The sequence below is a fragment of the Dehalococcoidia bacterium genome (assembly GCA_025060295.1).
Lineage (GTDB): Bacteria > Chloroflexota > Dehalococcoidia > Lucifugimonadales > HRBIN23 > HRBIN23.
This window is the reverse complement of record JANXCH010000003.1, coordinates 1-23171: the sequence shown is the minus strand read 5'-3', so window position 1 is coordinate 23171 and position 23171 is coordinate 1. Positions and strand designations below refer to the sequence as shown.

Below are 23171 nucleotides of genomic sequence, written 5' to 3'. Positions count from 1 at the left end.
CCCTGCGTCCTGGGGTTGGCTTTATTGTAAAACACTGGGGCGCCGCACCCTCCCCGCGCTAGGGCACGCGCACCGCAAGGAGCCCGCCCAGGGCGGTGAACAGGTCGAGCCACACCTTCGCCTCCCCCTCGCCCTGCTGGGCGCGCCGCTGGTAGTCGGGGTAGACGTGTTGGAGAAGGGTGTAGTAGGTGTTCTGCAGTTTCCACAGGTCGGGTGCAAAGGGGAGGGTGCGGGCCACAGCAACCCCGTCCTTCACATGTTTGAGGAGGGGAATGTCGTCTGGGGAGTCGGCGAGGCGCTCCATCAGGCGTTCCAGGGCCTCACGGAGGAGGTGGGCCAGGGTCTCCCGATCCAATCCCACTTGCCATGTCTGGGCCTCTTGCACCAGAGTGGTGAGGCGTGCCCAGTCCAGGCCGTTGCCGTTGAGGGCTCGGCGCAGGTCGGCGTTGAGGGCCACTTCTGCGGCACGGTGTAAGGCGCGGGGGAGGGGATAGCCCAGGCTGACCAGGTAGCGCATGAGGGGTTGGTGGCGCTGATACAGTTGCCGATACACAGTCTCCGCTTCGTCCACGGTGGCCTGGAGGATACGGGCGATGATGCGCCGCTGCTCGTCCCGGAACAGGGAGTGCAGGGAATAGGTGGCCGCTGTGTAGTGTTGCTCCAGGAGGGAGAGGACGGCGGGGATGTCCGCCCGCAGGAAGGCGTGGGTCAGTTCCTCGGTGTGTAAGGGGTGGGCCTCTTCATCGCGGAGCTCCCGCACACCCCCCACCAAGTTGTGCCCGCCGAAGTGCACGACCGCTGAGCACAGCCGGGCGGACTCCAGGGTGACTTGCGACGTAACCTTCAGCCGCCCGATGGCCAGACGGCTCTCCCCCATGCTCAGCGTTTGAAGGTCCTCCTGCTCCACGCTGTAGGAGTAGACGGTCGTCTGGGGGGGATAGGACTCAAAGAGGGCGCTGACGGCATAGTGTGCCCCCACCCGTTTCAGGTCCACCATAGCCGGCCGCACAAAGCGCTCGTACACGCGTCTGCCATCGCCGTGCTCGGCCAAGTTGCTTTTGGCACGCTCTAGGATGCGCAAAAAGTCGGGTTCCAAAGGGCGTTGGAACAGGTCTTCCCCCAGTTGCAGGGCACGGGCAGCGTACTGGAGCACCTGCACCGTTTCCAGGCCGGAGATGTCATCAAAGAACCAGCCGCAACTGGTATACATCAGCAGGGTGTGGCGCTGCAGTTCCAAAAGTTTGCGCAGGGTAACCTGCTCGTGAAGGGAAAGGGGGCGGCGGGCGTGCTGGGAAAGGAAGGCCTGCCACACTTCCGGCGAGCGGTCCAGGATGATGGTGATGTAATCGTTGCGGGCGGCCCAGGGGTCGCGCACCAGGCGGGCGGCCGCCTCCTCGTAGAGGGGGGCAAGGGTATCGCGGAGCCAGTCCATCGCCTCTCGCAGGGGGGCGCGCCACGCCTGGCTCCATTCAGGGTGGCGCCCGGTGTGGCACCCGCAGGCTGTGCGCCAGCGTTGAACACCGTGGGCGCAACTCCAGGAGGAGTTCTCCACGATCTCCACGTGGTAGGCAGGGGGATGCCGGGACAGGTATTCTCCGTATACGGTCAGGCGGGCCAAACGCCGGCTCCGGAGGGCGTGGAGGGCATAGGCTAGGGCCATATCCCCGTGGGGGCGATGGTGGCCGTAGGTCTCGCCGTCGGTGGCGATGTGGACGATTTGGGGCCAAGGGCGCCCCTCCCGAAAGGCGCTCACCAGGCGTTGGACGAAGGCCTCCCCATTGTGCAACAGGTCCTGAAAGGCGACGGCGTGGGCGATGGAGCCGTCGTAAAAGAAGACGGCGATGGTGCGCCCAGAGGGGAGGTGGACCTGGTAGGGGGTGGTGGGATCAATGCCCCCGTTGCAGTCCTGCCAGGGGCCGTCGGCCCGCCGAAAACGCCGGGCCTGATGGGGTGCCAAAAGGGTAAAACGGATACCCTGCTCGGCCAGAATTGCCAAGGTTTCGGTATCCACGGCCGTTTCGGGGAGCCACATCCCCTCGGGGGGGCGACGGAAGCGGTGGTAAAAATCCCGGATGCCCCAGATGATCTGTGTCTCTTTGTCGCGGCGCGTGGCCAAGGGGAGGATGATGTGGTTATAGGCCTGGGCGATGGCAGGGCCGTGGCCGGAGAAGGTTTTGCGCCCCTGGGCGTCGGCATCCAGGATGGCCTGATAGGTGGCGGGGGCGTGGCGCTCCATCCAGGCCAGAAGGGTGGGGCCGAAGTTGAAGCTGATGTGGGCGTAGTTGTTGACGATGGCGGTGATGCGTCCCTGGGCATCCAGGATGCGGGAGGCGCTGTTGGGGGCATAGCACTCGGCGGTGATGCGTTGGTTCCAGTCGTGATAGGGGTGGGCCGAGTCCTGCACCTCAATGGTCTCCAGCCAGGGGTTCTCCCGGGGAGGCTGATAGAAGTGGCCGTGGATGCAGATGTAGCGTTCCATCTTTAGGTCTCTGGCCCCTTCAGGAAAAGGATAGCCAAGGGGGGGAGCGTGAGTTCAAGGGAGTACGGGCGGTGATGGAAGGGGATCGGGGTGGCCTGCACACCTCCCAGGTTACCTAGACCACTCCCGCCATACACCTGGGCGTCGCTGTTGAGCAGTTCTCGCCAGAAGCCGGGGAGAGGCACGCCCACCCGGTAGTTGAAGCGGGGCACGGGGGTGCAGTTGCACACCACCAAGATGGTCTCGCGGGGGGTGGCTCCCTTGCGCAGGAAGGAGACCACGCTCTGCTCCGCATCGGCGCAGTCCACCCACTCAAACCCCGCCGGCTGGCAATCGTGCAGGTGCAGGGCAGGCTCCTGCCGATAGAGGCGGTTGAGGTCGCTGACCCACAGCTGAATCCCTCGGTGTAGGGGCTGGTCTAGCAGGTGCCAGGGGAGAGCGGAGTCGTGGTTCCATTCCTGCCATGGGCCGAACTCCCCGCCCATGAACAGCAGTTTCTTGCCGGGCTGGGCGTATTGGTAGCCCAAAAGGAGACGGAGGGTCGCCGCCTTCTGCCAGGAATCGCCGGGCATTTTGGACAGGAGGGAGCCTTTGCCATACACCACCTCATCGTGGGAGAGGGGGAGGATGAAGTTTTCGGAAAAGGCATAGAGGCCCCGAAAGGTGAGGCGGTCGTGGTGGTATTTGCGGTAGATGGGGTCGCGGGAGAAGTAGTGCAAGGTGTCGTGCATCCAGCCCATGTCCCACTTGAGCCCGAAGCCCAGACCCCCCAGGTAGGTGGGGCGGGAGACCATAGGCCAGGCAGTGGACTCCTCAGCGATGGTCTGCACATCGGGGAAGGCGCGGTAGACCTCCTCGTTCAGACGGCGCAGGAAGGCGATGGCCTCGAGGTTCTCCTTCCCCCCGTAGATGTTGGGCACCCACTCCCCCGGCTTGCGCGAGTAGTCCAGATAGAGCATGGAGGCGACGGCGTCGATGCGTAGGCCGTCGGCGTGGTAGACATCCAGCCAGAAGAGGGCACTGCTGAGCAGAAAACTGCGCACCTCGTGGCGACCGTAGTTGAAAATACGGCTGTTCCAGTCGGGGTGGATGCCCTGGCGCGGATCGGCGTGCTCGTAAAGGTGGGTGCCATCAAAAAAAACCAGCCCATGGGCATCGTCGGGGAAATGGGCGGGCACCCAGTCCAGGATGACACCGATACCGTTTTGGTGGAGGTGGTCCACCAAGTACATAAAGTCCTGGGGGGTGCCGTAACGACTGGTGGGGGCGAAGTATCCCAACATCTGATAGCCCCAGGAACCGTAAAAGGGGTGCTCCATGACGGGCAGGAACTCCACATGGGTGAAGCCCATCTTTTTGACATAACTGGCCAGGAGGGGCGCTAGTTCCCGATAGGTGAGGAAGCGCCCCCCCTCGCCCCGCATCCAGGATCCCAGGTGCACCTCGTAGATGGCGATGGGGGCGTCCAGGCTATTGCGCCGGCGGCGCTCGGCCATCCACGCGCTGTCCCCCCAGGAGTAGGAGAGGTCCCAGACAACGGACGCCGTGGCGGGGGGTGTTTCGGTGAAGAAGGCGAAGGGGTCGGCCTTATCGGCGTGGTAGCCGTGCCGTCCACAGATGTGGAACTTGTAGCGTGTGCCGGGCGCTACGCCAGGGATAAACCCCTCCCAAATTCCCGAATGGCCCCTGGGGCGCAAGGGGTGTGGGCCCTTCCGCCAGGCGTTAAAGTCGCCGATGACGAAAACATGTTCGGCATTGGGTGCCCACACTGCGAAATATACTCCCTTTTCGCCATTGACGACGAGGGGGTGCGCCCCCAGTTTGGTGTAGGCGCGGGTGTGCGTGCCCTCGTTAAACAGGAAAAGGTCGAGATCCGTCAGCAGGCTTCCGTCGTACCGCACGGTGGCTGTGGTCATGGAAGGTTGTGGCGGGTATAGGCATGCACAAGGTATTGGTGGAGCATGCGCTGCGCGCTGAACAGGGGGCCATTGAGGGCGATGGCACTTTGCATGACCTTTTGATAGGCGCGGGGTTGGCGATAAAACATGGGCAGGATAATGCGCTCCAGTTTGTCGTAGAGGTCGTGGGCCTCGTAGGCCATATTGCTGACGGGCTCGGGGCCACCGATGGCCCAACCGGTCACCCCCTCAATATGCCCCTCTAACCACCACCCGTCCAGGACGCTGAAACTGGGGACACCGTTGAGGGCGGCTTTCATCCCACTGGTGCCACAGGCCTCAAGGGGTTTGCGAGGAGTATTCAGCCAGAGGTCGACGCCAGCACATAAGAGCTGGGCCAGGGTCAGGTCATAGTCCTCCAGGTACACAACGGGGAGAACTTCTCCCAGGGCTGCAGACGCTGCGAAAACTTTGCGAATTAACTCTTTGCCTTCGGTGTCACGGGGATGGGCTTTGCCTGCCATGAGAATCTGTATTTTCCCCACCCGTTCCGCTATCTGACGCAAACGCCCCATGTCAGTAAACACGAAGTCCATGCGTTTATACCCCGTGGCGCGGCGCCCAAAGCCGATAGTGAACACCTGGGGGTCTAACCGCCGCTGGGTACGCCGTGCCACCTCTTGCAGGAGGAGGTGTTTGGCCTCCCGGTGAGCCTCGGTGAGGGCATCCAGGGGAATGGTGGAGGCATAGCGCAGCAGAAAGGCATCCTTCTCCCAGCCGGGCAGGTAGCGGTTATACAGGGCACGGAAGGGGGGCGAAACCCACGTGGGGTGGTGGATGCCGTTGGTGATGGCGTGCAAGGTGGCCTGGGGGAACATGCCCTGGGCCACTTCCCGATGGCGGGCGGAGACGGCGTTGGTCCACCCCGACAGGGTCAAGGCCAGGCGGGTCATGTGCAAGGTGTTGTCGTGGGAGCACCCGATGGCGTGCAGAAGGGCCACCACCCGCTCCCCGAGCACCGCCCGCACCATGCTCAAGGGGAACTGGTCGTGGCCCGCAGGGACAGGGGTATGGGTGGTGAAGACGCACTTGCGACGCACCGCCTCCAGGTCGGCGGGCTCGGGGAGGGTTTTGCCCTGCTGGGATAAGTGGGCATCCAGCAGGGCCAAGGGCACCAGGGCGGTATGCCCCTCGTTCAAGTGGTAGATGCCCACCGGCACCCCCAAAGCACGCAGAAGGGCGACGCCCCCTAGCCCGAGCACTGCCTCCTGGCGCAAACGATAGCGGGACTCTCCTCCATAGAGCCAATCGGTGATGGAGCGATCCAGGGGGTCGTTCTCCGGCAGGTCGGTATCTAGGAAGTACACGGGGACGGTGTGCCCTGACAGCCCCTGCACGCGGTAGCGCCACGCCCGGATGTGCACCAGCCGTTCCGCCAGAGGAAGGGTGACCCGCAAGGAGAGGGGCTCCAGAAGGGCTTCGGGGGACCACGGGGCGGGCTCCTCCAGTTGGCTGCCGTATCGCCCCAGGTGTTGGCGGAAGTAGCCCTGGCGATGCACCAATGTGACGCCCAGCAGGGGGAGGCCCATATCGGCAGCGGCCCGCAGGGTGTCGCCCGCGAGGACACCCAACCCCCCACTGTAGGTGGGCATGTCTGCCGTAAGGGCTATCTCCATACAGAAGTAGGCGATAACCGGTTGGGGCGAGGGGGTGCTCATGGGGTCTGGGCAGGGCGGGGGCGAGCTCGGCTCACCCGATCCAAGATGTTTACCACCTGGGGTAAACGGGAGAACTCGTCCAGGGAGTAGCGGGCCTTGCGAAGCCAGTTGGGGTATTGGGTGGTGGTGCCGGGGATGTTCTGGGGCTGGGTCTCCAGCCACAGGTCTTCCAGGTTGACCACCAGGAACTGGGCGGGGCTGTGGGCCAGAAAGGTGAGGCAGGCCTCCAACACGGCCAGGGGGTCAGAGGGATCGCCCCGCAGAAAGCCCTTGCGGAGCAGATAGGATACGAGGGCCTCCTTGAGGGTGCGGCGGTGCCTGTGCTCGCGAGCCGCGCCCACCTCGTCCAGCAAACCCAGAGCCTGGCGCAGGCGGATATCGTCCCCGGCCCAGAAGGCGCCAAAGGGGGGCATATCGTGGGTGTTCAGCGAGGCCACCACACGGGATGGCACGCGGGCAAGGGCGCGAGCGGGCGTGGGCGTCAGGTGAAAGGGAAGCACATAGGATCGTAACAGGCCGTGCCGGGCCATGGCTGGGCGCACCTCCGGAGGTACAGTGCCCAGGTCCTCTCCGACCACCACGACCCGATGCCACTGGGACTCCAGGGCCAGGATAGCATAGAACTCCGCGGCAGGGTAGCGCACATAGACGCCCTCTTTGGCCTCCATTCCCGCGGGAATCCAGAACAGGCGGTGGAAGCCCATCACATGGTCTATGCGCACAAGACCCGCACAGCGCAGGTGGTGGCGCAGGCTGGCGCGGAAGTAGGCATAGCCTTGTTGGCGCAGGTGTTGAGGGTGCATGGGGGGAAAGGCCCAGTTTTGACCGTGGCTGAAGAAGGCGTCTGGAGGAGCACCGACCGAGACCCCCTCTACAAATACCCCCCTCTGCCACCAGGTATCAAAGCCATCCGGGTGCACCCCCAGGGGGAAGTCCAGCAACAGACGCACACCCCGCTGGCGCGCCTGCTGGGCCAGGGCGTCCATCTGCTCGTGCGCAAGCCACTGGACATACTGGTGGTAGAAGGTCGAGGGAAGGTCATCGGGCGGGGGAGACGCGCAACCGTCGCGCAGGGGTGGGGGCCACGCCCGCCAGGGCGTGCGAAGCCTCTCCCCGCAGGCGCGGAAGCGGGCATAGGCCTCGACCCAAGGATGGGTCTGCAGGAACTGGCGGAAGGCCCGGGCGCGCGGGGTGTCGTGGGTGAGGCTTGTCTGGAAGGAGCGGGCCAGGGCCTCCAACACACGGCGTTGGGCGCGCATCTGCGCCGGGTAGTCCACCAGGGGTGCGGAACGCCCGGTGTGGGCTTCTCGGCGCAGGGTATCCAGCAGGGCTCGGGCTTCAGAGGAGGTCTGCACTTCGGGCACAGCGGTGATATCCAGGTAAAACTCGTTCCACAGCAGACGGCTGATGGGGGAGTAGGGGCTGGGGTGGCAGGGATCCTCCAGAAAGAGGGCCAGCAGGGGGAGGGTGGCCACGACGCTACCTCCCAAGTGGGCCACCCACTCGGCCAGACGCCTGAGAGCGGTGTAGTCGCCAGCACCCCAGCCGTCTTGGGTGTGTAGAGCATAGAGAGGCAGAAACACCCCCCATGTGGGGCCATCTGTGGGTGGCGGGGTAAAGGCCTGCAGGGGGGCCGAGATGACCAAGCCCTCTGCCCTGCCTAGGGGCCCCTCGAGGGTGAGGCGGTGGTAGCCCCAGGGCAGAGAAACGGGCAGGGAAAGGGTTTTCACTACGTAAGGCACGCCCTCCACCACTGCCCGCTGCCGAGTGGGGAGGGCGGAGAGTGGCCACGCCCAGGTGTGGTGCATCCCGCTCTGGGTGGCCAGGTGAACAACAAGGGTAGCCTGCTCTGCAGCGGCTGGGAGGCGCACTCGCAGGGCGGGCAAGGCCCCCTCCCAGGCCACCACCACTGGCTCGACCGTTTGCCGCCACAGGTCTTGACGGCGCTGGCGGAGGGCAGAGGGGAGATCGTTCAAAGTGGCCAGGGGAGCGCCCAGAGCCCGCAGCACAGCCAGCAAAGCCTCTGGAGAAGCAAACCGCCTGTGGTGGGAGGCGTCCGTGTAGGCCGTTTGGACGCCGTAGAGCCTGGCGAGGCGGTGCAGGAGCGCAACAGTGGAGGCCCTATCCATCCTCCGCCTAGACCGCTGCGGAGCGCCGCACTGCAGACAGCCCCCCTTTGGGGGCGATGGTGGTGCCGCTGGAGACGAAGCCGTCGGAGGGAAAAGCGGTAGCCGTCACCCCGGGCATCACCTTGCAGTTGCGCCCGATATGGGTGTAAGGGGGGATAGCGGCCCGCTTCCCCACTAGGGTGATCCCCGAGGAGAGGATATCTGGCTCATCGCGGTTAGGGGAGTTGTCATCGGTGCAGCCGATGGTGGCTCCCTCCCCGACCACCACCTCCTTGTCTACGATGGCGTACCGCAGGTGGGCTCCTTTACGCACCACCACATCGTCAAAGAGGATGGAGTCCTCCACGATGGCTCCCTCCTCCACCACGACTCCTTGGAACAGGACAGAGCGGCGGATGATGCCGTGGATACGGGAGCCGTGGCACACCAGGGCCTTCTCCAGGGAGGCGGTGGGGCCGATGTAGGCCGGGGGCCGGTCCTGGGGGCGGGTGCGCACCCGTCCCTCCCCGTCGTGCAGGTTCAAGGGAGGCGGATCCTCCAGGAACTCCATGTTGGCGTCCCAATAGGCTTTGACGGTGCCCACATCCCGCCAATAGCCCTTGAAGCGATACCCGAACACCCGATACTCTCCCACCAATGCGGGCAGGATGTCTTTCCCGAAGTCGTGGCTGGAGGTGGGGTTGCGGGCGTCGGCCTCCAAAACCTGCTGCAGGACAGGCCGAGAGAACACATAAATGCCCATTGACCCCAGGTTGCTGCGAGGATGGGGGGGTTTCTCCTCAAAGGTCAGCACCTGCCCCTCGTCATTGAGGGTCAGGATACCGAAGCGGTGCGCCTCCTCCCAGGGGACCTCAATAACGCCAACAGTAACATGGGCCTTTTGGGTCTGATGGAAGGCGATCATATCGCGGTAGTCCATTTTGTACACGTGGTCGCCCGCCAGGATGAGGACGGTATCCGCCCGCATCTCCTCCACAAAGGAGAGGTTTTTGAACACGGCGTCGGCGGTGCCCTGGTACCAGTCCCCGAAGTGGCGTCCCGTGTAGGGCTGAAGGATGGAGAGGCCGGCGTGCTCTCGGTCCAGATCCCAGGGGCGGCCGGCACCGATGTGCTCCAAGAGGGAGTGGGGGCGGTATTGGGTCAGCACGCCCACCTTGTAGATGCCCGAGTTGACGCAGTTGCTGAGGGTGAAGTCGATGATGCGATACTTGCCGGCGAAGGGGACAGCGGGCTTGGCGCGTTCCTCGGCCAAGATGCTGAGGCGTTGCCCTTGTCCGCCCGCCAAGATGAGCGCCACCACCTTGTCCATCCGCTCCCTCCTAGGGCGCGGGCTCTCGCTTCCCAGCGCACCCTGTTTTTACCCTTCTATGGTATCCTGACGTGAGGTCCCCTGCAAGCCAGAGGGGTGCTTCGCCGAGAAAGCGGGTAGACGGGAGTGGGCTGCGATGCCGAGAAAAGGCAGGAGGTCGGTTGCGTGAACATTCCTGACCAGCCCTTGCGGGTGGCCATGGCCGCCCCGGAGATAGCCCCCTTCGCCCGCACCGGTGGCCTGGGGGATGTGTTAGGAGCACTCCCCAAGGCCCTGGCGGCGCTAGGTGTGCAGGTCTCCCTGTATATGCCCGCCTATCGGTGCGTGTTGCAAGGCGGCTTCCCCTGGGAGGACACAGGCGTAACCCTCTCCGTTCCATTGTCGGGGCGGCGGGAATCGGCCCATGTGCTGCGGACACGTCTGGACGGCACAGTGCCCGTCTACCTGGTGCGGGCCGATGCTTACTTTGATCGGGATCATCTCTACGGCCCGCCCGGCCAGGACTATCCCGATAACGCCGCACGCTTTGTGGTGTTCAGCAGAGCCGTCCTGGAGGCCTTGCGGCGGGAGCCTCCCCACATCCTCCACTGCCACGATTGGCAAACTGCTCTGGCCATCGCCTTTTTGAAGGCCCAACCCGAGCGCTACCCGGAACTGAGGGGTACGAAGACCGTGTTCACGGTGCACAACTTGGGCTATCAGGGCCTGTTCTGGGGGTTGGACTGGCACCTTCTAGAGTTGCCCGAAGGGTTGTTCTCCCCCCGCTACCTGGAGTTTTACGGAAAAATCAACTTTCTGAAGGGGGGGCTGGTGTTCGCCGATGCCCTGACCACTGTGAGCCCTACCTATGCCCAAGAGGTGCAGACGCCGGAATACGGCTTTGGGTTGGAAGGGGTGTTTCGGGAGCGGGCGCAAGACCTGGTGGGCATCCTGAACGGGGTGGACGACACGGTGTGGGACCCCCAGCGGGACCCTTTTATCGTGCGGCGCTACGGGCGGCGGGATAGCGCCTCGGGGAAAGCGGCCTGCAAGGCCCATTTGCAAAGCCTCCTGGGGCTGACTGCGGATGCCCACACTCCTCTCCTTGCCATGGTCTCCCGCCTGACGGAGCAGAAGGGGATAGATTTGGTGATGGCGGGGTGGGATGCCTTGATGGGGATGGGGGTGCAGTTTGTGCTCTTGGGACGGGGGGAGGAGCGCTACGAAGCCTTCTTCCAGGAGGCGGCGGCCCGCTCCCCGGGGCGGGTAGCGGTGCGCCTGGCCTTTGAGGATGCCCTGGCCCATCACATTCTGGCGGGTGCCGATATGCTCCTGATGCCCTCGCGCTATGAGCCGTCGGGCTTGACCCAGATGTATGCCCTGCGCTACGGGACAGTGCCCATTGTGCGGGCAACAGGGGGGCTGAAGGACACGGTGCAGGAGTTTGACCCCGCCACCGGGCAGGGGACGGGCTTCCTGTTTGACGCCTACAACGCTACGGCCATGCTGGAGGCGGTGGGGCGTGCCTTGCGCGTCTACGGCCAGCCACGCCTGTGGCGGGCGCTGGTGCGCAACGGGATGGGGATGGACTTCTCCTGGGAGCGGTCGGCGCGGGCGTATCTTGCACTCTATGAGCGTCTGGTGGGGCGGGGGTAGGGGCTGTTCAGGGTGCGCCCCGGCGGTAGCGAAAGGGGTAGCGCCAGGCGTGGCACCCTCGGGGAGTGACGGTAGGCACTCAAGGTGGTGGGGCAGGGTGGTGTGCGAGGTGGTCTAGGGGACTTCTATCCAGTTCACACCATAGCGTTGACACAATTCCTTGATTTCAGGGGCGATGCGCTTGGCAACAAGATAACCTTGGACATTGTCGAGGGGTAGTTGTTCTTGAACCGGGAACATATAGCGATATTTGATGGCTTGCAATAGCCCAGGGAGGTCTGCACTTCCCACATCCACTTCTACTTCTACGGTGATGTAGCGCCCATCTGGCATAGTGAGAACCAAATTCGCTGCATCGCCGGAGGCAAACACATATTCTTCCTCAAAAAGTTTTGCGCCTCTGCCGAAGAGTGTCTCCGCATTTTGGATAACATATCGCTTCACCGCTTTATGCGCTTCACTTTCTTCACGCCGGCGGTATTCACGGAAGTAGCGCCTGCGTTGTTGTGCTGTGGTAGGGAGTAATGGCCAGAATGCTTGTGGAACTCCCCGAGTGCTTTATACCAATCGTCCTCTCCCCCCTGTTATGGACGCACAGCCTCCAGAGATCTTGCTGAGCAAGGGATAGTTGAGCCAGTTTCCGCTCTATAACTGGCTGAAAGGATGGGTCAATTTCATAGCCGATGTAATGTCTTCCCCACATGCGTGCTGCTTTGGCGGTTGTTCCGGAGCCCATAAAAGGGTCTAACACGATATCGTCCACGAAAGAGTACAGACGAATAAGCCTCTCAGCCATTTCAAGGGGCATAATGGCGGGATGGAGACCATATGCTTCGTCGCGGACATTGGGTATAGGGAGCGTCCACACTTGCTTGGTGAATTTCACCCACTCCTCTTCCGTGAGTTTGCTGGCTTCCTTAATAGCCTGCGGCTTCTTTTCAGGCTCTCCGTCTTTCACAAACACCCCAATGAACTCAATCGTGTTTTGGGCATAAAAATTAGGCGGATATGGATAACTCCCGAACATCAAGCGCTTTGTGGGGTTAGCACGGTCTTAGCACGGTCCCAGATATATATATCCATCAGCCGGAGCTGGGTCTTGGTCAAAATATCCCTTTCTATGCTGGAATAGATATTAACAATGTATCGCGTATATTGAATACTTATTGCCTTCTTGGGAATGGGCATGAGTGGCACATTGATGCACAACTTTCCGTTTGGCTTGAGCACACGCTCGCATTCCTTCCACACAGCTGTGAGTGCTTCCATGTAAGCGTCATAATCCTGGATAGCGCCGATTTGTCCCTCTATTTTTGACGCGCGCGGACGCCTCTGGTATCCATCCAGGGAATAATCTTTAATGTTCCAATAAGGTGGGCTGGTAACAATGAGGCTGATGGAGCAATCGTCCACTTCACCCATATGGCGAGCATCTTTATAGTAGACGATGTCCAGTTTCATCTCCTTTACCCTATGGTGTCTTTGTTCCATGATATCCCCAGGACCACGGTGATGCCCTACGGCATCCCTGCCCACTGGGGTGTTTATCCGTTTGCCAGAGGGAACAGCCGAGCCTTACCCCAACCCCAAACGGCGGCGCGCCTCCTCCAGGAAGCGCTTATCGTCTTCGGTCAAAGTGGCTTTGGCCAGCAAGTCCGGACGACGCTGAAGGGTGCGCAGGAGGGATTGCTCCCGACGCCAACGGGCGATGGCCTGGTGGTTGCCCGATAGGAGCACCTCCGGCACCTTCCACCCCCGAAACTCGGGTGGACGCGTGTAGTGGGGGTATTCCAGTAGGCCGTTGGTGAAACTCTCCTCGGCGGGGGAAAGGGGGCTGTGCAGGACGCCCGGGAGCAGACGCGCCACCGCGTCCACGATGCAGAGGGCGGGCAGTTCCCCCCCGGTGAGGATGAAGTCGCCGATGGAGAGTTGGTCGGTGGCCAGGTGCTCTGCTACCCGCTCATCCACGCCTTCGTAATGGCCGCAAATGAGGATCACCTCCTCCTTCTGGGCCAGGCGCTGGGCCTCCTGCTGGGTGAACAGGCGTCCCGCCGGGGTCAGGAGGATGACGGGGGTGTCCTGCACCCCCGCTTCGCCCCGCCGTTGACGAATGTCGGCCTGCACCGCCTCCACAGCGGCGAAGAGGGGTTCGGGCTTGAGCACCATCCCCGCCCCGCCTCCATAGGGGTAATCGTCCACCGTTTTGTGGCGGTCGGTGGCGAACTCCCGGAAGTTGACCAGGTGCACCGTCAGCAAGCCCGCAGATTGCGCCCGCTCCAAAATGCTCTCGCTCAAGGGGCCCTGGAACATGCCGGGGAAAAGGGTGAGGATGTGGAACAGCATGGGTCTAGGCAGGAGAAACGGGATGCCCCGTGGCACTCCCCCGCAGGATGTCGAGGGCGTGGGGCAGAAGGGGTTGGAGGACTTCTAGGCATTCGGCAACGGCCCGAGGACTGCCGGGGAGGTTGATAATCAGGCACCTGCCCCGAATGCCCGCAACCGAACGGCTCAGGTAAGCTAGGGGAGTCTTGTGGGCCGTCAAGGCCCGCATGGCTTCGGCCAGGCCTGGGACCAGGCGCTCCACCACCTCCAGAGTGGCTTCGGGGGTGATGTCGCGCGGGCCGAGGCCCGTGCCGCCGGTCGTCAGAATGAGGTCAGCCTCTTGTGCCCACTGGCGCAAACGGTCTACAATCACTCCACGCTCATCGGGCACAATGGCATAGTGGACCACTTGCCAGCCCTGAGCCTCCGCCCACTGGCGGATGCGCTGGCCGCTGATATCCTCCCGCAGGCCTTGTGCCCCGGCGTCGCTGGAGGTCAGTATGGCAACCCGCACCACAGGTTTTCTCTGCCCCTTGGGGCTATCCCCATCATAGCACACTTGCACAGGCCCCCAAAAATCCTGGTAAAAGGGCTATAATGACGGCTAGTGCTGTGGCCAAAAAGGGGCTGAAATGCTGTTCTTGTGTATTGCTATCTTTTGGAGAAATCGTGCTACCCTTACCGCCGTAACAACTGAAGATGGCCGATAGCCAGTGCCCAGGGCCCGCCCCCACCGTGTACCACCGTCCTGTGCTGGTGGCCCAGGTGGTGGAGGGTCTGCAGGTGCATCCCGGGGGGCGATATATCGATTGCACCCTGGGGGAGGGGGGCCACGCCCAGGCCATTCTGGAGGCCAGCACCCCCAACGGATACCTGTTGGGGCTGGAGGTGGACCCGGACAGCCTGGAGGTGGCCCGCCAGCGCCTGGCACCCTTCGGGGAGCGGGCGCTGCTGGTGCGGGCCAGTTTCGCCCACCTGGAGGAGGTGGCCCGACACTACGGCTGGCAGGGGGTGGACGGCATCCTGTTTGACTTGGGGCTGTCCCGCCGTTTGCTGGAGGCGTCGGGGCGGGGCTTCTCCTTCCAGAGGGAGGAACCCCTGGACATGCGCTTTGACCCCCGCTCCCCCCTCACGGCCCACACCATCGTCAACACCTGGCCGGCACGGGAGTTGGCGCGCATCTTCGCCCAGTATGGGGACGAGCGCCGGGCAGGGGCCATCGCCCGGGCCATCGTGCAGGCCCGCCCGATCACTTCTACCACCCATCTGGCCCAAGTGGTGGCGCAGGTGGTGGGAAGGGGCAAAGGCTATCGGCACCCGGCCACACGGGTCTTCCAGGCCCTGCGCATAGCGGTCAATGGGGAACTGGACGCCCTGGAGGCCGGCCTGACCCAGGCGATTCCCCTCCTGCGGCCGGGGGGAAGGCTGGTGGTCATCGCTTACCACTCGGGGGAGGACCGGGTGGTCAAGCAGGTGCTCCGCCGGGAGGCCCAGCGCCTGACGGTGGGCATCGTGACCAAGAAGCCCATCACCCCCTCCCGGGAGGAGGTTCGCACCCATCGGGAGGCACGAAGCGCTCGCCTGCGGGTCGCCCAACGCCTGGCGGCGGCCCCCGGCGCAGCGTTGTAGCGGATGGGGAGGGCTCATCCCCTCTCCTAGATGGTCAGGGGCCGGGGGCTGTAGCCTTGCTGCACAACGGCACCCCCGTTGGACATCTCTCCCCTCGGCTACAGCCCTCGGCATCCCTGATAGGACACGACACGGAACTTGCCTGGCCGCTGCCAGGCCGGAGAGGCTCCTACCACGGAGGGAAAGGAGCATAGATGCATACGGACACCTGCTATACCGCCGTAGATATCGGCACCTCCACTATTCGTGTTCTGGTCGCCCGCTTGCATCCCAACGGTGTCCTAGAGGCTATCGGTAGTGGCCTCGTCCCCTCCCGGGGGGTGCAGAAGGGCGTCATCGTCCACATCGCCGATGCGGAGATGGCGGTGCGGGCGGCTCTGGAGGAGGCCTCCCGCAGCGCCGGGGTGGATATCGGGTGGGTCACGGCCACTGTGGGGGGAAGCCATCTGGAGGCATCCACCCGCTGGGGCACGGTCCATTCCACCCACTACGCCTTGCCCATTAGCCAGGAGACGCTCCAGCGCGCCGTGGACGCAGCCTACCCGCGGGAGCTTTCCCCAGACAGGGAACTGCTGCACTTGGTTCCTAAGAACTATTCCCTGGACGGTCTGGAGGGTATCCGCAACCCCCTGGGGATGCACGCCACCCGCGTCAGCGTGGAGACCCTGTGCATCACGGGGGCGTCCACGCCCCTGCGCGCCCTGGTGCAGGCGCTGGAGCACAGCCGTTGTAAGGTGCGCTACCTGGTGGCTGGGGGCTTGGCCTGTGGCGAATCGGCCCTGACCCGGGACGAGCGGGAGGTGGGGGTGCTCCTGGTGGACATCGGGGGGGGAAGCACCACCGTGGCCTATTACCAGCACGGGGCGCTCTGGAACCTGGCGGTGCTACCCGTGGGGGGCTGGCACTTCACCAACGACCTGGCGGTGGCCTTCAAGATGCCCTGGGATGTGGCCGAGGATACCAAACTGCGCTGGGGCAGTGTGGTGCCTGATGTCTCTGGGCCGGAGGAAGTGGAGGTGGCCAAGTTCGGGGAGCGGGGCACCAGCCGTGTGGCGCGCCGGGAGGTGGTTCGCCACCTGCGAGAGCGGGGGATAGAGGTGCTACGCTTGGTGTACTACACCATCCGGCAAACCTTCGCCTTGCGGGCCGTGCCGCCTGCGGGCATCGTGCTGGCCGGCGGCACTGCCAACCTGCGGGGGCTGGACGCCCTGTTCCGGGAGGGCCTGGATGCTCCGGTGCGGGTGGCCACGCCTCGGGGTGTAGAGGGGCTCCCGCACGGATGGCACGCCCCGTCCTGCGCCGCCGTGGTGGGTGCCCTGGTGTGGGGCACGCGCCAGGCGGTCTCCCATCGGGGCTCCCTGGGTGCACAGAACGGGCACAAGGAGAAGCCGATGGTTTCGGTTATGCACTGGCTGCGCGAGCGCGCCAGGCGGGTTGCCCTGTGAAACGCAGGGTATAGATTGAGAAGGAGGTCTCTATGGGGACACTGCAGCAGAACTTCCGCGCCGAATCCCTGGGCGTCCCGTGCATCAAGGTGTTGGGCATTGGGGGGGGCGGTTCCAATGCCGTGAGCCGGATGTTTCGGGAACCCATTCCCGGGGTGGAATACTATGTGGTGAACACCGATGTGCAGGCTCTCTCCCGCTCGGAGGTGCCCAACCGTCTGTCCATCGGGGAGAAACTGACCCGCGGCATGGGGGTGGGGGGCAACCCCGAACTGGGACGCCAGGCCGCCGAGGAGAGCCGCGACGAGATCGCCGAGGCTTTGCGCGGGGCCGATATGGTGTTCCTGGCGGCGGGCATGGGCGGGGGCACCGGCACAGGTGCTATCCCTGTGGTGGCCGAGATCTGTAAGGAGATGGGAGCGCTGACCGTCGCCGTGGTTACCAAGCCCTTCTCCTTTGAGGGGCCGAAGCGGCGGCGTATCGCCGAGGACGGCATCCACCGCCTCAAGGACAAGGTGGATGCCCTCATCACTATCCCCAACGACCGCTTGAAGATGGTGCTCACCGATCAGAAGCTCACGGTGAACAACGCCTTCCGCTTGGCCGATGAGGTGTTGCGCCAGGGTGTGCAGGCCATCGCCGAACTGGTTACCATCCCGGGGGAGATCAACCTGGACTTCGCCGATGTGAAGGCGGTGCTCACCGGGGGCGGCCCCGCCTGGTTGGGCATCGGCCGTGCTCGGGGCGAGCGCCGTGCCGAGGAGGCGGCGCGGGCGGCGGTCTCTTGCCCGCTCCTGGACTACACCATGGACGGGGCAAAGGGCATCCTGTTCAACATCACCGGGGGTGAGAACCTGACCTTGGCTGAAGTGCATCAGGCTGCCGAGTACATCAGCCAGAACGCCGACCCCGAGGCAGCCATCTTCTTCGGCATGGTGCAGGACAGCAAGATGGAGGACGAGGTGAAAATCACCGTCATCGCTACGGGCTTCCCCGGGGAGGGGGCAGTGACTCAGAAGATGGACGAGTTTGAGCGGCTGATGGCAACGGGCAAACTCCCCGACTTGGATTTGCCCCCCTTCCTGCGGGAGCGGACGCCTTCCAGCACCCCGCCCCCCGCCAGTCCGCGCAAGCCGACTAACGGTTACCGCTAGACCTGTCACGCTATCCTGTACCTCCCGGGGCCCCGCACCTGCAGGCGGGGCCCCGGTCTTTGTGAGCGGGGAAGGTCCTGGGGGCGTCTGCCCATAGGGGGATGCAAGCCCCTCACCTCGCCTTGACAGAAGTCCGAGGGTTCGGGTATCCCTTAGAAGTGGAACTGGGAAATGCCATCTCCCAACACTGGTTGGAGGTGTCGCCTATGCCCATTTACGAGTATCAGTGCGCTGCGTGTGGACATATTTTTGAACTACGCCGATCCTATGCCGAGGCCGACGCCCCTGCCCCCTGCCCCCGCTGTGGCCAGAGCCGGGCGCGCCGTCTCGTCTCGGTGTTTGGGGCCAAGACAGGCTCCTACCTGCGCCCCGCCGAAAAGGACGCCTTCCGGGGCACGCCCTCGTAGGCTCACGGTGCCTGGGCTCCCTATGGGTATGGCCACGGCGCCTGGTCATTCCATTTTCACCGTAAGGAGAACATAATGGACGAGCGTGTGCGTTCCTACATCCTGGCACATATGGACCAGGCCCTGGCCGATCTGGAACGCCTGTGTAATCAGCCCAGCGTCAGCGCCCAGAGGATGGGGGTGGAGGAGTGCGCCCAGGTGGTGAAAGCCATGCTGGAGGAGGCGGGCTTCACTGTGCGTTTGTTCCCCCTGCCGGGGGTGGCCCCGGTGGTGTATGCGGAACAGAAGGGGCGCTCGGCCCGCACCGTCCTCATCTACGACCATTACGATGTGCAGCCGCCTGAGCCGTTGGAGTTGTGGGATAGTCCCCCCTTCCGCTTGACCGTTCGGGACGGTAAGGCCTACGCTCGCGGGGTCTCGGACGATAAGGGGTGTTTTGTGGCGCGCCTGCAAGCGGTGAAGGCGTGGCGCGCTGTGTATGGCACCGTGCCCTGCACGGTGCGATGGGTGCTGGAGGGTGCCGAGGAGATCGGAAGCCCCCATTTCGGGGATTGGGTTGCCCAGCACGCCGACCTGTTACGGGCGGAGGGATGTATTTGGGAGGGTGGGGGCGTAACTTGGGAGGGTGCCCCCACTGTCACCTTGGGGTTGAAGGGCATCGCCTATGTGGAACTGGTGGCCAGAGGGGCCAATCGGGATGTGCACTCCTCTTACGGGGCGGTCGTGCCCAACCCGGCGTGGCGATTAGTATGGGCCTTATCTACTCTCAAGGGGCCGGGGGAGCGGGTGCGCATTCGGGGTTTCTACGATAGGGTGCGCCCGCCTACCCGGTTGGAGCGGGAGGCTCTGCGCCGTCTCCCGGAGGAGGATGCCCAGTTGGCCCAAAGCCTGGGGATCAAAAAGTTCGTGAAGGGGGTGCGGGGCTACGCCTATCGCCGCCGCCTGTACTTTGAACCCTCGTGCTCCATTTGTGGCATCGTCGGGGGCTACACGGGGCCAGGCACCAAGACCATTGTGCCAGCCGAGGCACGGGCCAAGGTGGACTTTCGCTTGGTGCCCGATCAGCGCCCCGAGGAGGTGGTGGCCCTGTTGCGGGAGCACCTGCGGGTGCACGGGTTCGGGGACATAGAGGTTATCGAGCATCCGGGGGGGAGCGCGCCCGCCCGCACCCCCTTGGACAGCCCGTGGGTGCGCCTGGTGGCTGACGCTGCCCAGGAGGTCTACGGCACGCCGGCGGTGTTGGTGCCCACTATGGCGGGCAGTGGCCCCATGTGCTTCTTCACCGAGCGGGGTCTGCCGGTGGCTATGGCCGCAGGGGCGGGGTACCCCGATAACCGCATCCACGCCCCTAACGAGAACATCCGTTTGCAGGACTACCAGAGGGCCATTCTGCACATGGCCAGCATTGTGGAGGCCCTGGGGCGGTAGGTCAGGAGAAGCCTGCCCTGGGTAGGGCCGATGCTATTCTCCCCCAAACGGTTCAGCTAGGCGTAGCGGATTTCTCCGACTGGCGCTGGCTCTGCCGTTGCCAAAAGGCTTGCAGAACCATCCCCCGCTCATCGGCCAGGTTAGGCGTCTCCACCTCAAACACCCCGTGCACCACCCAGCGGTCATCCTTCTGGTAGAGGCTGACGCCGACCACCTTGTGCCCCCGCAGCCGTATCGCTTGGCGCATGTCCTCCACGATATCGCTGATGCGGTGGCCGTCCAGTTTCACCTGGGCGATGACCTCGTCCACGATGACATCCCCATACACCACGATGGGGTTGTTGAGGAGGAAGGCGTTGGGGACTTTGATGATGCGCCCCGTGCGGATACTGGGGAGGTGTTCCCCGTCACCCACCTCCCATAAGGCGGTGCGCACCGGCCCGATGGACAGGATGTCTCCTTTGATAATCTGAGTAGGGGTAATGATCTTGATGCGGCGGCCGGGGGTCAGGTTGCCGGTGTGGCGCACCACAATGCCCGCCGACCAGTTCTCCACCAAGGTACGGAAGATGAAGGCGATGCCCACCGTGCCCAAGAGCAGGTTCAGGAGGAGGACGAGGACCATCGGGTTCATCGCGGCAGACCTCCGACGCCCTGGGAAGGCGGAGAATCCATCGCCTCCATCCTAGGGCGCAGAGGCCCCCCTCGGCAAGCAGGCGGGACTTCCTTGAGAAACGAAAAACCCGCGTCCCAGGAGGGATTTGAACCCCCGACCCGCCGCTTAGAAGGCGGCCGCTCTGTCCCCTGAGCTACTGGGACGCCATGCCCATCCTACCCCGCATGGGGGTGACGGGTCAACTTACGGACCGGGGGAAAAAACCGGGGCCGCCTCCCTTGAGGAGGCGGCCCCAGGATGGGTATCTAGGTGCTACCTAGCCCCGACGGCGCATCCGCAGGAGCACTACGGCAACGATCGCCACGACTACCACGGCGATGATGATGCCCACCACCAAGCCCGTGGGGAAGGGTGCGGGCGCCGGCGGCACCGGGGTGGGTGTGGGCGTCGGGGGCCGCGGCGTGGGTGTCGGTGTAGGCGGCACCGGTGTGGGTGTGGGTACCACGGCGGGTGTCGGGGTCGGTGTAGGTGGCACCGGTGTCGGTGTGGGCGGCACCGGTGTGGGGGTAGGGGTGGGCGTCGGCGGCCGTGGCGTGGGTGTGGGTGTCGGTGTGGGCGGTGGTTGCACTGTTACCCGACCCAACTCCACCGTCTGAGTGTCGAAGCGGATAGAGATGGTGTAAGCCCCCGGGGTGTCCAGAGTAATCGCCTGCTCGAGGATGCGCCCCGTTCCGGGTTCCAGGGTCTGGGGAGGGATGGCCACCTCGCGGGTGACGGGGCCAACGGCCACGATGGCGCCCGTGAAGCGGGGTTCAGCAGTGTCGCCGATGTTGGTGAGGGAGAAAGCGACGGTGAAGGCTTGCCCTGCCAGCGGGCGGTCGGGGGCTATCCGCTCAGGGGCGACCGTGTAACGGGCAGGTGTGGGGGGTGGCACTGCACGCAGGGAGAGGGTGCGTGCCCCCACACCCGGCACCTCCAAGCGCAGGGCATAAGTGGCATCCACCCCAGCCACAGGGGTAAAGGTGAATGTGGCAGTAGCCGTGGCCCCCGGCCCTATGGCTAAGGAGCGCACATCGTGAAGGGCGTCGTTGGCGAAGAACCGCACCTCCACGACGCCTGTGGCAGTGCCACGGTTAGTTATGGGCAGGGAGACTTCCACGGGGCGGCCGGCGTCCACACGTGGCGGAAGGGCGGGCGGCGTGCCCAGGACGATATCGGTGGCAGGGGGCCGGCGCGCCACAGTGACGCGAGCGGTCAGGTCGCCGACCCGCAGAGTGAAGGTGCCTTCACGCTCCAATAGGGGGGCGAAGGTGAGGGTGCGAGTCTGGCCAGGAGGCACGGTTACGGCTGCGGTGGCCACGGGCGTGCCATCTATCAGGAGCACGTCGGAATACGTGCCCTCGGCAGTGCCGCGGTTGGTAACCTGCACCGTTACCTGTACCGAGCGGCCGGGCTCGACGGCTGGGGGTTCCACCTGCAGATCGCTGAGCACGGGTTGGAAGGCGGCCGGCGGGCGCTCTACAGCCATCAGGAGGAATGTGGACAACCCATCGGGGGAAATGGCTTCGAAGGTTGCGCGTCCGTCGCGAGTCTCCACGAGGCGGGTAGTCAGGAAACTCGCCCGTCCGTCATCGGCAAGGCGTCCGATGCGGATTTGCCCGGCCCCACCCATGCGCTCCACCCAGGTCTGGCCCACCGTCATGCGCACCCGCACTTCGCCCACGGTGGTGCGGGGGCGCAGGGTGGTATCCACGATGGTGGCGAAGGCCAGGTCGCGAATCCTCAATCCCTCGTTCCTGGCCAAAGCCTGGAAGGGGGCCAGGGCATCAGGACTGACGGTCTTGGTGTGGGCCACACCTAAAGCAAACTCCTCTGGAGGCAGGTCAACAAGCACAGCGTCAAAGAAAGTTTCCACTCGGCCCACGGCCCCATCCCGGGCGGTGAAGTCCTCGGTGTGGGGGCCAATCTGGGTGCGCAGTTCACGCACCCGGGCTTGAGCGGTGGTGGGATCCAAGCGCACCAAAGGTTCCACGCGGGCAATAAGGGTCATGATGCGGGTGCCGCGCGCGTCGCGAAGATCGAGGGTCACGGTGTCCCGGCCGTCAAAGCGGGCACCCGTTACAGGGTCGGTGAAAGGTTGTGTGAGGGCGGCCCCCGGTGGCAGTGTCAGAAGGATGGCCAGGGCTTGTTGCTGCGGGGAGGGCAGAGAAGGGGCTCCGCCATTCCACGCCGCACTCACCTGTTGCACCCTCTCATACTCGTGCAGGGAGGCAACCGGAGGCGCAGGTGTCTGCTGAATCAGGCCCACGCGGCGAATAATGGGCGGCCAACGCACAATAGGCCGGGGCAGTTTGACGAAAGTGGTGCTGAAGGTTGTGCCGTCAGCTGTGCAGGTAACGGTGTAAGTGCCAGGCTGACCATCCTGAGCGAAGGTGAAGATCCTCGTGGCATTGGCACCAATGAGCCCGGACGCAGCAAACACCGTGCCCAGTGAGGTCCCGTCGCGGGTCTCGGTGCACGAGAGGGAGAAGGTGCCTGCTGCACCCTGGTTAAGCAAGGCAACTTCCTTCACCACAGGGGAGCCCGCGAAGGTCACAACGGGGGAGGCCACCACAGACCCGAGCAGCCTTGTGCCTATGACGGTGAAGGTGGCCGACACACCGTCCACCGTTACCGTGTGCGGACCCGGGACAGGTGTAGTCAGGGAGACGGTGTTGCGCCGGGTCTGCTGCGGTGGGAGCGTCCCCGACAGAGTAGCCTTGATGTCGCCATCCAGGCGGACGATCAAGGTATACGGAGCGGAGGTGGTGCAGCGGTTCACTTTCACCACGGTCACTTGGACGGGTTGGCCGGGTGGCACCGTGGGCGGACTAACATTGACACCTACTACGAAGACGCATTGAACTAAAGGTGTGGGTGTAGGAGTAGGGGTGGGTGTGGGCGTAGGTGTAGGTGTAGGTGTAGGTGTAGGTGTGGGTGTGGGCGTGGGCGTGGGTGTCGGC

16 protein-coding genes, 1 tRNA gene and 1 pseudogene are annotated in these 23171 nt (G+C 64.2%); 6 read left to right on the top strand and 12 right to left on the bottom strand.

The window, feature by feature from the left end:
- Positions 1 to 58: 58 nt before the first annotated feature.
- From NZ951_02270 to NZ951_02250, 5 genes are read right to left on the bottom strand one after another with little or no spacing between them, the layout of a single operon-like run.
- Positions 59 to 2479 carry a DUF3536 domain-containing protein gene (locus NZ951_02270; protein MCS7206744.1) on the bottom strand — a complete coding sequence of 807 codons (2421 nt, stop codon included), beginning with the start codon at positions 2477 to 2479 and terminating at the stop codon, positions 59 to 61.
- A 2-nt stretch (positions 2480 to 2481) separates the two neighbouring features.
- Positions 2482 to 4395 carry a 1,4-alpha-glucan branching protein GlgB gene (glgB, locus tag NZ951_02265; GenBank protein MCS7206743.1) on the bottom strand — a complete coding sequence of 638 codons (1914 nt, stop codon included), beginning with the start codon at positions 4393 to 4395 and terminating at the stop codon, positions 2482 to 2484.
- Complete coding sequence (glgP, locus tag NZ951_02260; GenBank protein MCS7206742.1) at positions 4392 to 6095, bottom strand: alpha-glucan family phosphorylase; 1704 nt, start codon at positions 6093 to 6095, stop codon at positions 4392 to 4394. The genes glgB and glgP overlap by 4 nt, the downstream gene beginning before the upstream one ends.
- Entirely contained in the window at positions 6092 to 8224 is a 2133-nt protein-coding gene (gene malQ / locus NZ951_02255) for a 4-alpha-glucanotransferase (GenBank protein ID MCS7206741.1), read from the bottom strand. The genes glgP and malQ overlap by 4 nt, the downstream gene beginning before the upstream one ends.
- A gap of 7 nt (positions 8225 to 8231) precedes the next feature.
- Positions 8232 to 9533, bottom strand: coding sequence for a glucose-1-phosphate adenylyltransferase (locus NZ951_02250; GenBank protein MCS7206740.1), 1302 nt, complete (start codon positions 9531 to 9533; stop codon positions 8232 to 8234).
- A 165-nt stretch (positions 9534 to 9698) separates the two neighbouring features.
- Here NZ951_02250 and glgA point away from each other — a divergent pair, with 165 nt between their 5' ends.
- The gene (gene glgA / locus NZ951_02245) at positions 9699 to 11168 is read left to right on the top strand and encodes a glycogen synthase GlgA (protein MCS7206739.1); all 1470 of its coding nucleotides are present in this window, start codon (positions 9699 to 9701) and stop codon (positions 11166 to 11168) included.
- A gap of 114 nt (positions 11169 to 11282) precedes the next feature.
- On the opposite strand, the gene NZ951_02240 is transcribed toward glgA, so the two are convergent.
- From NZ951_02240 to NZ951_02225, 4 genes and pseudogenes are all read right to left on the bottom strand, one after another.
- On the bottom strand, positions 11283 to 11612 hold the full coding sequence (locus tag NZ951_02240; protein MCS7206738.1) for an endonuclease NucS: 330 nt from the start codon (positions 11610 to 11612) through the stop codon (positions 11283 to 11285).
- Between the two features lie 190 nt (positions 11613 to 11802).
- Positions 11803 to 12629: pseudogene (locus tag NZ951_02235) on the bottom strand (site-specific DNA-methyltransferase).
- Between the two features lie 114 nt (positions 12630 to 12743).
- Positions 12744 to 13511, bottom strand: coding sequence for a tRNA (guanosine(37)-N1)-methyltransferase TrmD (gene trmD, locus NZ951_02230; GenBank protein ID MCS7206737.1), 768 nt, complete (start codon positions 13509 to 13511; stop codon positions 12744 to 12746).
- Between the two features lie 4 nt (positions 13512 to 13515).
- Positions 13516 to 14007, bottom strand: coding sequence for a MogA/MoaB family molybdenum cofactor biosynthesis protein (locus NZ951_02225; GenBank protein MCS7206736.1), 492 nt, complete (start codon positions 14005 to 14007; stop codon positions 13516 to 13518).
- A gap of 182 nt (positions 14008 to 14189) precedes the next feature.
- Between NZ951_02225 and rsmH the strand changes: the two genes are divergently transcribed.
- The 5 genes from rsmH to NZ951_02200 all read left to right on the top strand — a co-directional run bounded on the left by rsmH (position 14190) and on the right by NZ951_02200 (position 19553).
- On the top strand, positions 14190 to 15119 hold the full coding sequence (gene rsmH / locus NZ951_02220) for a 16S rRNA (cytosine(1402)-N(4))-methyltransferase RsmH (protein ID MCS7206735.1): 930 nt from the start codon (positions 14190 to 14192) through the stop codon (positions 15117 to 15119).
- A gap of 194 nt (positions 15120 to 15313) precedes the next feature.
- The gene (gene ftsA, locus NZ951_02215) at positions 15314 to 16564 is read left to right on the top strand and encodes a cell division protein FtsA (protein ID MCS7206734.1); all 1251 of its coding nucleotides are present in this window, start codon (positions 15314 to 15316) and stop codon (positions 16562 to 16564) included.
- Between the two features lie 32 nt (positions 16565 to 16596).
- Positions 16597 to 17718 (top strand): cell division protein FtsZ, encoded by a 1122-nt coding sequence (gene ftsZ, locus NZ951_02210; GenBank protein MCS7206733.1) that lies wholly within the window; start codon positions 16597 to 16599, stop codon positions 17716 to 17718.
- Between the two features lie 101 nt (positions 17719 to 17819).
- Positions 17820 to 18125: a zinc ribbon domain-containing protein gene (locus NZ951_02205; protein MCS7206732.1), complete on the top strand. Its 306-nt coding sequence runs from the start codon at positions 17820 to 17822 to the stop codon at positions 18123 to 18125.
- A 75-nt stretch (positions 18126 to 18200) separates the two neighbouring features.
- On the top strand, positions 18201 to 19553 hold the full coding sequence (locus NZ951_02200) for a M20/M25/M40 family metallo-hydrolase (GenBank protein MCS7206731.1): 1353 nt from the start codon (positions 18201 to 18203) through the stop codon (positions 19551 to 19553).
- 52 nt (positions 19554 to 19605) lie between these two features.
- Here NZ951_02200 and NZ951_02195 read toward each other — a convergent pair whose 3' ends face one another.
- From NZ951_02195 to NZ951_02185, 3 genes are all read right to left on the bottom strand, one after another.
- Positions 19606 to 20187, bottom strand: coding sequence for a hypothetical protein (locus tag NZ951_02195; protein ID MCS7206730.1), 582 nt, complete (start codon positions 20185 to 20187; stop codon positions 19606 to 19608).
- A 112-nt stretch (positions 20188 to 20299) separates the two neighbouring features.
- Positions 20300 to 20372, bottom strand: a tRNA-Arg gene (locus NZ951_02190).
- A 113-nt stretch (positions 20373 to 20485) separates the two neighbouring features.
- A partial coding sequence (locus tag NZ951_02185) for a hypothetical protein (GenBank protein MCS7206729.1) occupies positions 20486 to 23171 on the bottom strand: 2686 nt, incomplete at its 5' end.